The sequence below is a fragment of the Streptosporangiales bacterium genome, from assembly GCA_009379825.1.
Lineage (GTDB): Bacteria > Actinomycetota > Actinomycetes > Streptosporangiales > WHST01 > WHST01.
Window position 1 is genome coordinate 22,460 of sequence record WHTA01000002.1, and the last position, 14,420, is coordinate 36,879.

The window sequence follows — 14,420 nt, forward strand, 5'->3', positions numbered from 1 at the left end:
GGGAGGTGGGGTGCGTGCCCGGCACCGAGTTGCGTGACCGACTGGTCGCGGTGATCGGCCCGGCGGTAGGTGACGACGGTCTCGAGCTCGAGACCGTCACCGTCCAGCCCGTGGGTCGCCGCCGCGTCGTACGCGTGGTCGTCGACCGCGACGGCGGCGTGACGTCGGACGAGCTCGCCGAGGCCAGCCAGCGGGTGTCCCGCGCGCTGGACGAGGCGGACACCATGGGTGCCGGTGCGTACACGCTGGAGCTGAGCACTCCGGGGACCGACCGACCACTGTCCGAGCCGAAGCACTGGCGCCGCGCCCGCTCCAGGCTGGTCCGCGTGCCGCTGCAGCAGGCCGACGACGAGACCGTCGAGCTGCGTGGCCGGGTGGTCACCGCGGACGACGACGCCGTCGTGCTGGAGCACGACGGCGACCAGCATCGTTACCTATACGAGAACCTCGGTGCAGGCAGGGTCGAGGTCGAGTTCCGGCGGCCGGCTGGCGACGCCGCTGGGGCAGCCGAGCCGGAGGCAGGGGAGGACGTGCAGTGAACATCGATATCCAGGCGCTGCGCGGGCTCGAACGCGAGAAGGACATCTCGTTCGAGCAGATCGTCACGACCATCGAGGCCGCACTCCTCGTCGCGTACCACCACAACACGGGCTCGAGGCAGCACGCCCGGGTGGAGCTCGACCGCGAGACCGGCGTGGTCACCGTGTGGGGGCAGGAGCACGCCGAGGACGGCACCGTGCTGCGCGAGTACGACGACACCCCTGTCGGATTCGGCCGGATCGCCGCGACCACCGCCAAGCAGGTGATCCTGCAGCGGCTGCGGGAGGCCGAGGAAGAGGTCACCTACGGGGAGTACGCCGGCCGCGAGGGCGACGTCGCCGCCGGCATCATCCAGCAGGGCAAGGACCCGCGGAACGTCTTCGTCGACCTCGGCGACCTGGAGGCCGTGCTGCCGCCCGCGGAGCAGGTGCCGGGCGAGGTCTACGAGCACGGCGAGCGGCTGCGCTGCTACATCATCGGGGTGCGCAAGGGCGTCCGGGGTCCGTCGGTCACCGTCTCCCGCACCCACCCGAACCTGGTGAAGAAGCTGTTCGAGCTCGAGGTGCCGGAGATCGCCGACGGCAGCGTAGAGATCTCCGCCGTCGCGCGGGAGGCGGGGCACCGGACGAAGATCGCGGTGCGGTCCACGAAGCCGGGGCTGAACGCGAAGGGCGCCTGCATCGGGCCGATGGGTCAGCGTGTACGCAACGTAATGGCGGAGCTACACGGCGAAAAAATCGACATCGTCGACTACTCGGACGACCCGGCGGAGTTCATCCGGCAGGCGCTCTCGCCGGCCCGGGTGGCGAAGGTGGAGATCATCGACCCGACCGCGCGTGCGGCCAGGATCGTCGTCCCTGACTACCAGTTGTCACTGGCGATCGGCCGGGAGGGACAGAACGCGCGACTGGCCGCCAGGCTCACCGGATGGCGCATCGACATCCGGCCCGACACGGCCGAGCCGACGCCGGGCGCGGCGGCCGATGCCACTCTTGGGTAGACTTCCCCCGTGATGGTCGAGCGGCCGCCACAGCGCACCTGTGTGGGCTGTCGGGGTCGGGCGGCCAAGAGCGACTTACTCCGGGTAGTGGCCGTCGGTGACGTACTGGTCCCCGACCCACGCGCCCGGACGCCGGGGCGGGGTGCATACTTGCACCCCGCGCTCGCGTGCCTGGATCTCGCCACGCGCAGACGGGCGTTCGCACGTGCTCTGCGTGCCGACGGCGGCCTCGACCTGGCGCGAGTCAGGACGTTCCTGGCGGGGACCGTCCCCGGCGGAGAAAGCGAGGAGTGCGATGTCATATCCGCCGAGCGTGACGCTACGACGCCGAGAGATCGGCGGAGCGGGATGAACACGAAAGACGGGTCGATGAAGTGATGAGCGCTCGATGAGCAGCAGGCGATGAACACCGACGAGTAGCGGTCCGGCGCGCCCGGGCCGATGGGAGCGAGAGTGGCAAAGGTCCGGGTATACGAGCTCGCTAAGGAGCTCGGCGTCGAGAGCAAGGCGGTACTCGCCAAGCTCCAGGAGATGGGCGAGTTCGTCCGTTCGGCGTCATCCACCATCGAAGCGCCGGTCGTCCGCCGGGTACGGGAGGCTATGCCCGCCGACGGCGGGAAGGCCAAACAGGATGGCAAAGCGGCGAAGAAACCAGCGAAGAAGGCGGCCAAGAAGGCGGAGCAGAAGCCGGCTGCGCCGAAACCGGCTCCGCCAAGTCAGGAGCCCGTGCCTCCAGCCGAGCCCGCCGTCGAGGTGGCCGAACAGCAGGAAGAGGCGGTGTCACCGCCGGTGGCCGAGGAGCCAGCCGCGTCCGTGATCGGGGACCAGCCGGTCGAGCCGGTGGCGGCTGAGCCCGTCGACACCGGTGCGGCCGACCAGCCCGACCAGCCCGCCGAGCCCGGCGACGGGGCCGACGGGGCGGAGCCCGCGGCTGCGTCCACCCCCGCGCCGCCGCGTCCGGGCCCGCGCCCGGGGCCGCGGCCAGGTCCGCCTGCGGACAAGCGGGGGCAGGGACGTCCGCGTCCCGGCAACAACCCGTTCCTGTCGTCGTCCAGCACCGGTATGGGCCAGACCGCTCGGCCGAAGCCGAGCGGCCCACGGCCCGGAGGGCAGCAGGCCCGCCCAACAGGTGGCGCCGGCTCCGGCCAGGGGCGCGGCGGCGACGGTCCGCGGCTGCCGAGCGGTGCCAGGCCGACGCCGAGCATGATGCCGCCGCGACCGCAGGGCCCGCAGGGTCCTGGGCGTCCCGGTGGCGGTGGCCAGGGCGGCGGTGGCGGTGGCCAGGGCGGCGGTGGCGGTGGCCAGCGCGGCGGTGGCGGTGGCGGTGGCCGCGGTGCTCCGCGCGGCGGCGGTGGCGGCGGTTTCGCACCGGCGGGTGGCCCGCCGGGAGGCGGCCGCGGCGGCCCCGGTGGCGGTGGCCCCCCGGGGCCTGGCGGTCCAGGCGGCCCCGGCGGTCGTGGTCGCCCCGGTGGCGGCGGTGGCCGCGGACGCGGTGGCACTGCCGGTGCCTTCGGGCGGCCTGGCGGCCGGGCGGGCAAGGGCCGGAAGTCGCGCAAGCAGCGCCGTCAAGAGTTCGACAACATGCAGGCGCCGTCGGTCGGCGGTGTGCAGGTGCCGCGTGGCTCCGGGCAGACGATCCGGCTGCGCCGCGGCGCGACGCTGACCGACTTCGCCGACAAGATCGGCGCCAACCCGGCGTCGCTCGTGCAGGTGATGTTCCACCTCGGCGAGATGGTCACCGCGACCCAGTCGGTGTCCGACGAGACGCTCGAGGTGCTCGGCTCCGAGCTGGGGTACGAGATCCGCGTGGTCTCGCCTGAGGACGAGGACCGCGAGCTGCTCGAGTCGTTCAAGCTCGAGTTCGGTGAGGACGTCGGCGACGAGGCGGACATGCTGCCGCGGCCGCCGGTGGTCACCATCATGGGTCACGTCGACCACGGCAAGACCAAGCTGCTCGACGCGATCCGCCGGACGAACATCGTCGACGAGGAAGCCGGCGGCATCACCCAGCACATCGGTGCGTACCAGGTGACGACCGAGGTGGAAGAGAACGAGCGCAAGCTGACGTTCATCGACACCCCCGGCCACGAGGCGTTCACCTCCATGCGTGCCCGCGGTGCGCAGACGACGGACATCGTCGTCCTGGTGGTGGCGGCCGACGACGGCGTCATGCCGCAGACGGTCGAAGCGCTGAACCACGCACAGGCGGCGGGTGTGCCGATCGTGGTGGCGATCACCAAGATCGACGTCGAGGGTGCGGACCCGACGAAGGTGCGCAGCCAGCTCACCGAGTACAACCTCGTTGCGGAAGAGTTCGGCGGCGACACGATGTTCGTGGAGTGCTCGCCGAAGAACCTGGTCAACATCGCGGGCGTGCTCGAGGCGCTGGTGCTCACCGCGGACGCCACCTTGGACCTGCACGCGAACCCGAACCAGCCCGCCGAGGGCGTCGCGATCGAGGCGCACCTCGACCGCGGTCGCGGTCCGGTCGCAACCGTCCTGGTGCAGCGCGGCACGCTGCGCGTCGGCGACACGATCGTCTGCGGCACCGGGTTCGGTCGAGTGCGGGCACTGCTCGACGAGCACAACCAGAACCTGGAGAAGGCAGGCCCGTCACGACCGGCGTTGGTCGTCGGTCTCACCAGCCTGCCTTCGGCCGGGGACAACCTGCTCGCCGTCCGGGAGGACCGCACGGCGCGGCAGATCGCCCAGACGAGGGAAGCGCGGGAACGCAACGCGCAGCTCGCTCGCAGCAGCAAGCGGGTCAGCCTCGACGATCTCTCCAAGATCCTCGAGGAGAAGCGCACGCTCAACCTCATCATCAAGGGCGACGTGTCCGGTTCGGTCGAGGCGCTCGAGGAGGCGCTGCTCAAGCTGGACGTCGGCGAGGAGGTCGACCTGCGGATCCTACACCGCGGCGTCGGCGCCATCACCGAGAGCGACGTCAACCTGGCGACCATCGACGGTGCGATCATCATCGGCTTCAACGTCCGGCCGCAGGGCAAGACGGCGGAGCTGGCGGAGCGCGAAGGCGTCGAGATCAGGTTCTACTCGGTCATCTACCAGGCGATCGAGGAGATCGAGGCGGCGCTCAAGGGCATGCTCAAGCCGATCTACGAGGAAGTGCACCTCGGCGGCGCGGAGATCCGTGCGGTGTTCCGGTCGAGCAGGTTCGGCAACATCGCCGGCTGCATGGTCACCGACGGTCTGGTCAAGCGTGGCGCGAGTGCCCGCCTGATGCGCAACGGCGTGGTCGTGCGGGACAACCTCAAGGTGGCCTCGCTGCGCAGGGAGAAGGACGACGTCACGGAGGTCCGTGAGGGCTTCGAGTGCGGTCTGACCCTCAGCTACAGCGAGATCGAGGAGGGCGACACGATCGAGACGTACGAGATGAGGGAGAAGGCCAGGGTCTAGGTCTGCGGCGGGCGCCAGCTCGCGGCAGGTGAGAACTGACTGTCATGTTCGTCGGGACACTGGAGCTCGACCTGCTCCTCGGTGACGTCCACTCGCTGAAGGAGAAGCGGTCGATCGTACGGCCGGTCGTGGCCGAGCTGCGGCGGCGTTTCCTCGTCGCCGCAGCCGAGGTCGGCGATGTCGAGGTGTACCGGCGGGTGACCGTCGGAGTGGCGGTCGTGGCCGGTGCCGCCGGGCACTGCCAGCATGTCCTCGAAGCTTGTGAGCGGCTCGTCGCCGCCCGCCCGGAGCTGGACGTGCTGGCCGCCAGGCACCGGGTCCTCGGCGACGAAGACACGTAGGGAGAGAGGGGGCGGCCGCGGTGCCGGTGAACGAACAGCGACAGCGGAGGCTGCAGGACCGCATCCGCGAGATCGTCGCGCGCATGCTGGAGCGGCAGATCAAGGACCCACGGCTCGGGTTCGTAACGGTGACCGACGTGCGGATCACCGCGGACCTGCGCGACGCCACGGTCTTCTACACCGTCTACGGCGACGACGCCGACTGGGAGGGCACGGCGGCCGCGCTGGCCAGCGCGCAGGGGCTGATCCGCGCCGAGGTGGGCAAGCAGACCGGCATCAAGCACACGCCGACGGTGGCGTTCCAGCCGGACGAGCTGCCCACCAACGCGCGGCACATCGACGACCTGATCCACCAGGCGCGCCGTCGCGACGAAGAGGTCGCGCAGCTGGCCGTCGACGCCCAGCCGATCGGCGACGCGGACCCGTACCGCAAGCCGGCGACCGACGACGAGGCGTAAGACCGGCCTGTCATGGGTGACGCGAACGAGGCGCCGGGAGGGCTGGCGATCGTCGACAAGCCGGCCGGCTGGACGTCGCACGACGTGGTCGCGAAGATGCGCCGGCTGGCCGGCACCCGCAAGGTCGGCCACGCCGGCACGCTGGACCCGATGGCGACCGGCGTGCTGGTCGTCGGCATCGGCAGGGCGACCAGGCTGCTCGGCCGGCTGGCGCTGACCGACAAGGTCTACGAAGCGACGATCAGGCTGGGGGCGTCGACGACGACCGACGACGCCGAGGGCGAGCTGGTCGCGCAGGCGGCACCTGCCGGCGTCACCGACGCCGCGTTCGCGGACGCCGTTCGGACGCTCACCGGTACCATCAGCCAGGTGCCGTCCGCCGTGTCCGCGGTCAAGGTGGACGGCAAGCGCGCGTACCAGCGGGTCAGGTCCGGCGAGCAGGTCGAGCTGGAGGCACGCCAGGTGACGGTGAGCCGCTTCGACGTGTCGGCCGTCAGGCGCGACGACCCGGCGTACCTCGACGTGGACGCTGTGGTGGAGTGCAGCACCGGCACGTACGTCCGCGCGCTCGCCCGTGACCTCGGCGCGGCGCTCGGCGTCGGCGGCCACCTGACCGCGCTGCGGCGTACCAGGGTGGGGCCGTTCACCCTCGACGTGGCGCGCACGCTCGAGCAGCTGGCCGAGGAGTTCACCGCGCTGCCGCTCGGCGACGCGGCCGCGCTGGCGTTCCCGCGCCGGCAGGTCGACGCCGCCATGGCCAGGTCGCTGGCCCACGGCGGCCGGTTGCCGGCGACGGGCACGGAGGGGCCGGTGGCCGTCTACGGCCCGGACGGCAGCTTCCTCGCGCTGGTGGAGGACCAGGCAGGACGGGCGAAACCGGTCGCCGTGTTCGCGCCGTAACGGTGTCCACCGCCGGTCCGTAGAGTGGGCGGCAGGTGGCTGGACACGTCGTAGGGATCGTGAAAGGTAGGGGTCAGGTGAGCGCGGTGCCGCTGTGGCACGGGTTCGACGAGGTGCCAGAAGGCTTCGGTCCCTCGGTGGTGACCATCGGAGTGTTCGACGGCGTGCACCGCGGGCACGCGCGGGTCGTCGGCGCCGCCGCGGAACGCGCCCGCGCGGTGGGCGCGCAGACCGTCGTGGTCACCTTCCACCCGCACCCGCAGAGCGTGATCCGCCCGGACACGGCGCTGCCGCTGCTGTCGCTGCCGGAGCACCGGGCACCGCTCGCGGCCGCCGCGGGTGCCGACGCCGTCCTTGTGCTGCCGTTCACCGCGGAGATGTCCAAGCAGGCGCCGGAGGACTTCGTCGCGGACCTGGTGCGGTGGCTGCGGCCGACGGCGTTCGTCGTCGGCGACGACTTCAGGTTCGGGCACAAGGCGGCCGGCGACGTGCAGCTGCTCGCCGAGCTGGGGCAGCGCTACGGCTACACGGCGGAGATCATCCCCGCGCAGGGCGACGTGGAGGCGCGGTTCTCGTCCTCGCGCACCCGGGCGGCGCTGCTTGCCGGTGACGTGGCGGTCGCCGCCGAGGTGCTCGGCCGGCCGTTCGCCGTGTCCGGCGTGGTCGTCGAGGGTGCCCACCGCGGCCGTGAGCTCGGCTTTCCCACCGCCAACCTGATGAGCCCGCAGGAGCTCGTGGTGCCCGCGGACGGGATCTACGCGGGCTGGCTGGAGCGGGCCGGGGGCAGCCGGCTGCCGGCGGCGATCTCGGTGGGGACGAACCCGCAGTTCCACGGTGCGGAACGACAGGTGGAGGCGTACTGCCTGGACCGCGACGACCTGGAGCTGTACGGCGAGCGCGTCCGGGTGGAGTTCGTCGCCCGGGTCCGCGGGCAGCAGGTCTTCGACTCGGTGGATGCGCTGGTCGAGCAGATGAAGGCCGACGTGGACGCCATCCGCGAGTTGCTCGGCTCCACCTAGCCGGCCCGGCATGCCTGCGGGGGGACGTGTTCACCTGGGCTGTTACTCTGGACATGCCGTCTATGCCGGCCGCGGATCGAGAGTGCGCGGGTGGTGTGGCGCCGGTTGACCCGGAGCGCACCTGTCAAGGCCCGCAGCGCCGCGCAACGACCATTGGAAGGAGCCTCGTGTCGCTCGACATCGCCACGAAGCAGAAGATCATCTCCGAGTACGCCACGGCTGAGGGTGACACCGGTTCGCCAGAGGTCCAGGTGGCGCTGCTGACCCAGCGCATCACCGAGCTCACCGAGCACATGAAGGAGCACAAGCACGACCACCACAGCCGTCGTGGTCTGCTGCTCCTGGTAGGGAAGCGCCGTCGGCTGCTGAACTACCTACACAAGAGCGACATCACCCGCTACCGGAGCCTCATCGAACGGCTCGGGTTGCGGCGCTGACAAACCCGGAGAGCGGACTCTCGACGAGGAGTCCGCTCTCTTCAGTATTTGCACAACTGGATCAACGTACCTGCCCACACTTCGGGACTAGCGTCTCGACGGTCCTCGGTAGTGGTACGCGGTGAGCGCCAGGCGCGACACCGCGTGCTTCGATCGATGACCGGCGCGACGCCCTAGCAGCGAAGAGTGGGCCGGTAAGGAAGGAGCGACCCGTGGAGGGTCCAGAGGTTCACTACGCCGAGGCAGTCATCGACAATGGCTCGTTCGGCAAGCAGGTCATCAGGTTCGAGACCGGTCGGCTGGCCCGGCTGGCGAACGGCTCCGCCGTCGCGTATCTCGGCGACACCATGGTGTTGTCCGCGACCACCGCGTCGAAGCAGCCGAAGGAGCACCTCGACTTCTTCCCCCTGACGGTCGACGTCGAGGAGAAGATGTACGCGGTCGGCCGGATTCCCGGCTCGTTCTTCCGCCGGGAGGGGCGCCCGAGCACGGACGCCGTCCTCACCTGCCGGTTGACCGACCGCGCGCTGCGCCCGTCGTTCGTCGACGGTCTGCGCAACGAGGTGCAGATCGTGGCCACCGTGCTCTCGCTGGAGCCGGACCACATGTACGACGTCGTGGCGATGAACGCCGCGTACGCGTCCACGCTGCTGGCCGGCCTGCCGTTCAGCGGCCCGCTCGGCTCGGTGCGGATGGCGCTGGTCGACGGCGAATGGATCGCGTTCCCGACGCACGAGCAGGTCGGCAAGGCCGTCTTCGACATGGTGATCGCCGGCCGGATGCTCGACGACGACGACGTCGCGATCATGATGGTCGAGGCGGAGGCCACCGGGGCCACCGTCGAGCTGGTGCGCGGTGGCGCGCAGGCGCCGACGGAGGAGATCGTGGCCAGCGGCCTGGAGGCCGCCAAGCCGCACATCAGGGTGCTCTGCCACGCGCAGGCCGACCTGGCCCGGCGCGCCGGCGTAACGCACGGCGAGTACCCGGTGGTCGTCGACTACCAGGAGGACGTCGCGGAGGCCGTCGAGGCGGCCGCGGCCGACGAGCTCGGCCGCGTGCTGACCATCGCGGACAAGCAGCAGCGCGAGTCCGAGACCGACCAGGTGAAGGCGAACGTCAAGGAGCAGCTCGCCGAGCGCTTCACCGAGCGCGAGAAGGAGATCTCCGCCGCGTTCAGGTCGCTGACCAAGAAGCTGGTCAGGCAGCGGATCATCCGCGACAAGGTGCGTATCGACGGGCGCGGGCTGGCCGACATCAGGCGGCTGTCGGCCGAGGTCGGCGTGGTGCCGCGGGTGCACGGCTCGGCGCTCTTCGAGCGCGGCGAGACCCAGGTGCTCGGCATCACCACGCTGAACATGCTCGGGCTGGAGCAGAAGCTCGACACGCTCTCGCCGGAGACGACGAAGCGGTACATGCACAACTACAACATGCCGCCGTTCTCCACCGGTGAGACCGGCCGCGTCGGGTCGCCGAAGCGGCGCGAGATCGGCCACGGTGCGCTCGCCGAGCGGGCCATCGAACCGGTGCTGCCGACGCGGGAGGAGTTCCCGTACGCGATCCGCCAGGTGTCCGAGGCGATCGGCTCGAACGGGTCGACGTCGATGGGCTCGGTGTGCGCGAGCACCATGGGGCTGCTGCAGGCGGGCGTTCCGCTGAAGGCCACCATTGCCGGCATCGCCATGGGTCTGATCAGCGACAAGGACGACGACGGGCAGACCCAGTACGTGACGCTGACCGACATCCTCGGTGCCGAGGACGCGTTCGGCGACATGGACTTCAAGGTCGCAGGCAGCCGCGAGTACGTCACTGCGCTGCAGCTCGACACGAAGCTCGACGGCATCCCGGCGAACATCCTCGCCGGCGCGCTCACCCAGGCACGTGAGGCCAGGCTGACCATCCTCGGTGTGATGGAGGAGGCCATCTCCGCCCCGGCCGAGATGTCCCCGTACGCGCCGCGGATCATCACCATCAAGGTGCCGGTGGACAAGATCGGCGAGGTGATCGGGCCGAAGGGCAAGGTCATCAACACGATCCAGGACGAGACCGGCGCGGACATCTCGATCGAGGACGACGGCACGATCTACATCGGTGCGTCCGACGGCAAGTCCGCCGAGGAGGCGCGTGCGCAGATCAACGCCATCGCCAACCCGCAGCTGCCCGAGGTCGGCGAGCGCTACCTGGGCACGGTCGTGAAGATCACGTCGTTCGGTGCGTTCATCTCGCTGCTGCCCGGCCGTGACGGGTTGCTGCACGTCTCCAACATGCGGGCCCTCAACGACAACAAGCGGGTCAACGAGGTGGAGGACGTGGCCAAGATCGGTGACAAGATCCAGGTGGAGATCACCGAGATCGACTCGCGCGGCAAGCTGTCGCTCGTGCCCGTGCTCGAGGGGAACTCCGAGGACGACGACGAGGAGTAACGGCGCGTCCCGGGGGATTCCAACGGCGAAGCGAGGTGCTGTGCTGGCAACCGACCAGCCACCGGGATCGACCCGCACCCTGGTGAGGGCACGTGACGGCGCGGGAGCCACCCGCCGCACGGTGCTGCCCGGCGGGTTGCGGGTCGTCACGGAGGCGGTGCCGAACGTCCGCTCGGTCTCGTTCGGGGTGTGGGTAGGCGTCGGCTCCCGCGACGAGACCTCGTCGCTGGCCGGCGCCAGCCACTACCTCGAGCACCTGCTCTTCAAGGGCACCAAGCGCAGGAGCGCGCTCGACATCGCCGAAGAGGTCGACGCCGTCGGTGGTGAGATGAACGCGTTCACCACCAAGGAGTACACCTGCTTCTACGCGCGGGTGCTCGACGTCGACCTGTCGCTCGCCGTGGACGTGGTGTGCGACATGGTGACGTCGTCGGTGATCACCGCGCACGACGTGGAGAGCGAACGCGGCGTCGTGCTCGAAGAGATCGCCATGAACGAGGACGACCCTGGCGACGTCGTGCACGACGTGTTCGCGGCGACGCTGTTCGGCGACAGCCCGCTCGGCCGGCCGATCCTCGGCACCGTCGAGTCGATCAACGCGCTGAGCCGCCGGCAGGTGGCCGGGTACTACCGCAGGCGCTACCGGGCACCGCACATCGTGGTCGCCGCCGCGGGCAACCTCGACCACGCCAAGGTGGTGCGGCAGGTGCGGTCCGCGTTCAACCGGGCCGAGGCGCTCGGCGACCCGGACACCGCGCCTTCGCCGGCGCGGTCCGGCCCGGCACCGCTGCCGGCGGTGGGTGACCCGGTCTCCGTACTGCGCAGGAAGACGGAGCAGGCGAACCTGGTGCTCGGCCTGCCCGGCCTGGCCCGTGCCGACGACCGCAGGTTCGCGCTCGGCGTGCTGAACGCCGCGCTCGGCGGCGGCATGTCGTCGCGGCTGTTCCAGGAGGTGCGGGAGAAGCGCGGCCTGGCGTACAACGTGTTCTCCTACGCGTCGCAGTACGCCGACGCCGGGCTGTTCGGCATCTACGCGGGCTGCCTGCCGGAGAAGGTCGACGACGTGCTCGCCATCTGCCGCGACCAGCTGCTCGAGGTGGCCGAGCACGGCATCGCCGAGGAGGAGCTGGACCGCGGCAAGGGGCAGCTGCGCGGCGCCACTGTGCTCGGTATCGAGGACACGTCGTCGCGGATGAGCCGGCTCGGCAAGAGCGAGCTCGTGCACGGCGAGCTGCTCTCCATCGACCAGGTGCTCGAGCGGATCAGCGCGGTGACGCTCGACGAGGTTCGCGCGGTCGCACGCGACCTGCTGCGTGGCCGGCTGAACCTCGCCGTCGTGGGCCCGTTCGACGAGGACAAGGACTTCAGCGAAACGGTGCGCGAATGACGACGCGAGTAGGTGTGCTCGGCGCCGCCGGCCGGATGGGCGGCGAGGTGTGCCGGGCGGTCGACGATGCCGACGACCTGGAGCTGGTCGCCAGGGTCGACCAGGACGACAAGCTCGACGTGCTGACGTCGTCCGGCGCCGAGGTGGTGGTGGACTTCACCCGACCGGACGTCGTGATGGACAACCTGCGCTGGTGCGTCGAGCACGGCGTGCACGCCGTCGTGGGCACCTCCGGGTTCGACGAGGACCGGCTGGCGGCGGTACGTGGCTGGCTGCGCGAGGCGCCGTCGGTCGGCGTGCTCGTCGCCGCGAACTTCAGCGTCGGCGCGGTGCTCATGATGCACTTCGCCACCCGTGCGGCGAGGTTCTACGAGTCCGCCGAGGTGCTCGAGCTGCACCACCCGAACAAGGTGGACGCACCGAGCGGCACCGCGTACCGCACGGCGCAGCTGATCGCGCAGGCGCGCGCGGAGGGCGGTCTCGGTCCGGCGCCGGACGCCACCGTGCAGGAGCTCGACGGTGCGCGCGGCACCGATGTCGACGGCGTGCGGGTGCACGCGGCGCGGCTGGCCGGGCGGGTGGCGCACCAGGAGGTGCTGTTCGGCACCACTGGCGAGGCGCTGACGATCAGACACGACTCGTTCGACCGGGCCTCGTTCATGCCCGGCGTGCTGCTCGGCGTGCGGCGGGTGCCGGCCACGCCGGGACTCTCCGTGGGCCTGGAGACCTTCCTCGACCTCGATTAGGTAATACGGCAGTCAAGACTGTTCGTCGCACCGTCCTTCGCGATGATCGTTCTTCCCCGACTGGTAACTTGGCGCGCGCTGAGGTGCCGACGACTCGGGGAGGTAGGCCGCGCACGGCTGCGACGATGGCAAGAACGGACGGGGACCAAGCAGTCGAGCTCGAGGAGCGGCCCAGCCTGACCGACACCGGTGGCGCCGCCGCTGGCACCGTCGGGCCCGCGCGTACCGACTGGATCGTGTAAGGGCGCGCTGAGCTGGCTGCTGGCGAACCTGGGCTGGACGTTCGTGCTCGCCGCCACCGGGTTCGTGGTGTTCGTGCTGTGGCTGGCCTTCAGCAGGTACGGGAACATCCCGCTCGGCAGCGACGACGAGAAGCCGGAGTTCCGCACGGTCTCATGGATCGCCATGATGTTCAGCGCGGGTATGGGCATCGGCCTGATGTTCTTCGGCATGGCGGAGCCGCTGACCTTCTTCATGGGCCCGCCGCCAGGCACCGAGCCTGCCAGGAGCCAGGCGGCGATCGAGACGGCCATGGCGACGTCCCTGTTCCACTGGACGCTGCACCCGTGGGCGATCTACGCGGTGCTGGGCCTGGCCATCGCGTATAGCTCCTTCCGCCGCGGCCGCCGGCAGCTGATCAGCGCCGCCTTCGTACCGCTGCTCGGCAGGCGGCGCGCCGAGGGCCCGGTGAGCAAGCTGATCGACGCGCTCGCGTTGTTCGCCACGCTGTTCGGGTCGGCCGCCTCGCTCGGCATCGGCGCGCTGCAGATCAAGACCGGCATGCAGGAAGCGGGCTGGATCGCCGGTCTCGGACCGTCCGTGCTGGTCCCGATCATCGTCGTGTTGACCGTGTGTTTCATCCTGTCCGCCGTCTCCGGCATCGCACGGGGCATCCAGTACCTGTCGAACCTCAACATGGTGCTTGCGGCGCTGCTCGCGCTCTTCCTGTTCGTCGTCGGCCCGACCGTCCTCATCATGCAGCTCCTGCCGACCTCGGTCGGGACGTACCTCCAGGACTTCGGCACGATGGCGGCTCGCTCGGGCGCGACCGGCGGCAAGGAGATGGACAAGTTCCTGTCCACCTGGACGATCTTCTACTGGGCGTGGTGGATCTCCTGGACGCCGTTCGTCGGGATGTTCCTCGCCCGGATCAGCCGCGGCCGCACCGTGCGGCAGTTCGTGGCCGGCGTGATCCTGGTGCCCAGCCTGGTGAGCCTGGTCTGGTTCTCGATCTTCGGCGGCACCGCGATCGACGAGCAGCGGAAGGGCGGCAACCCCTTCGGGGACGGCTTCCCCGAGGAGATCACCTTCAACGTGCTGCAGCAGCTGCCGTGGACCGGCATCACGTCGGTGGTGGTCATGGCGTTGGTGGCCATCTTCTTCGTCTCAGGTGCCGACGCGGCGTCGATCGTGATGGGCACGTTGTCGCAGCGCGGATCCATCGAGCCGCGCCGCTGGATGGTCATCTTCTGGGGAGCCGCGACCGGCGGGAACAAGGCGCTCCAGGGCATCCAGAACCCGACCTTCATCGGCGCGCTGCCGTTTGCGATCGTGCTCGTGCTGCTGTGTTTCTCGCTGACCAGGGACCTGCGTACCGACCCGATGATGCAGCGCGACGCCAAGGGCTCGGACGTGCTCGAGACCGCGGTCGTCAAGGGCGCCAAGGAACACAGCGGGGGGTTCGAGCTGGTCATCAGCGAGGCCAACGGCGCCGACGGGTCGGCAGACTCGGGTAGCCAGCGGCAGAACTAGCCGCAG

13 protein-coding genes are annotated in these 14,420 nt (G+C 70.4%); all 13 read left to right on the forward strand.

Features of this window, described 5'->3' with window-relative positions:
* Positions 1–14: 14 nt before the first annotated feature.
* Entirely contained in the window at positions 15–539 is a 525-nt protein-coding gene (gene rimP / locus GEV07_01335; GenBank protein MQA01407.1) for a ribosome maturation factor RimP, read from the forward strand.
* Complete coding sequence (gene nusA, locus GEV07_01340) at positions 536–1,540, forward strand: transcription termination/antitermination protein NusA (protein ID MQA01408.1); 1,005 nt, start codon at positions 536–538, stop codon at positions 1,538–1,540. The genes rimP and nusA overlap by 4 nt, the downstream gene beginning before the upstream one ends.
* 12 nt (positions 1,541–1,552) lie before the next feature.
* Positions 1,553–1,918 carry a DUF448 domain-containing protein gene (locus GEV07_01345; protein ID MQA01409.1) on the forward strand — a complete coding sequence of 122 codons (366 nt, stop codon included), beginning with the start codon at positions 1,553–1,555 and terminating at the stop codon, positions 1,916–1,918.
* Positions 1,919–1,981: 63 nt separating this feature from the next.
* Entirely contained in the window at positions 1,982–4,954 is a 2,973-nt protein-coding gene (infB, locus tag GEV07_01350; GenBank protein ID MQA01410.1) for a translation initiation factor IF-2, read from the forward strand.
* A 44-nt stretch (positions 4,955–4,998) separates the two neighbouring features.
* The gene (locus GEV07_01355) at positions 4,999–5,295 is read left to right on the forward strand and encodes a DUF503 family protein (protein ID MQA01411.1); all 297 of its coding nucleotides are present in this window, start codon (positions 4,999–5,001) and stop codon (positions 5,293–5,295) included.
* Positions 5,296–5,321: 26 nt separating this feature from the next.
* Positions 5,322–5,753, forward strand: a complete 432-nt coding sequence (gene rbfA, locus GEV07_01360) for a 30S ribosome-binding factor RbfA (protein ID MQA01412.1) — start codon at positions 5,322–5,324, stop codon at positions 5,751–5,753.
* Positions 5,754–5,765: 12 nt separating this feature from the next.
* Positions 5,766–6,653 carry a tRNA pseudouridine(55) synthase TruB gene (truB, locus tag GEV07_01365; GenBank protein ID MQA01413.1) on the forward strand — a complete coding sequence of 296 codons (888 nt, stop codon included), beginning with the start codon at positions 5,766–5,768 and terminating at the stop codon, positions 6,651–6,653.
* 86 nt (positions 6,654–6,739) lie between these two features.
* Complete coding sequence (locus GEV07_01370) at positions 6,740–7,672, forward strand: bifunctional riboflavin kinase/FAD synthetase (GenBank protein ID MQA01414.1); 933 nt, start codon at positions 6,740–6,742, stop codon at positions 7,670–7,672.
* 167 nt (positions 7,673–7,839) lie between these two features.
* The gene (rpsO, locus tag GEV07_01375) at positions 7,840–8,109 is read left to right on the forward strand and encodes a 30S ribosomal protein S15 (GenBank protein MQA01415.1); all 270 of its coding nucleotides are present in this window, start codon (positions 7,840–7,842) and stop codon (positions 8,107–8,109) included.
* Between the two features lie 212 nt (positions 8,110–8,321).
* Entirely contained in the window at positions 8,322–10,529 is a 2,208-nt protein-coding gene (locus tag GEV07_01380; protein MQA01416.1) for a polyribonucleotide nucleotidyltransferase, read from the forward strand.
* Between the two features lie 16 nt (positions 10,530–10,545).
* The gene (locus tag GEV07_01385) at positions 10,546–11,916 is read left to right on the forward strand and encodes an insulinase family protein (GenBank protein ID MQA01417.1); all 1,371 of its coding nucleotides are present in this window, start codon (positions 10,546–10,548) and stop codon (positions 11,914–11,916) included.
* On the forward strand, positions 11,913–12,662 hold the full coding sequence (locus tag GEV07_01390) for a 4-hydroxy-tetrahydrodipicolinate reductase (protein MQA01418.1): 750 nt from the start codon (positions 11,913–11,915) through the stop codon (positions 12,660–12,662). The genes GEV07_01385 and GEV07_01390 overlap by 4 nt, the downstream gene beginning before the upstream one ends.
* 189 nt (positions 12,663–12,851) lie before the next feature.
* Entirely contained in the window at positions 12,852–14,414 is a 1,563-nt protein-coding gene (locus GEV07_01395; GenBank protein ID MQA01419.1) for a BCCT family transporter, read from the forward strand.
* The last annotated feature ends 6 nt before the right edge of the window (positions 14,415–14,420 follow it).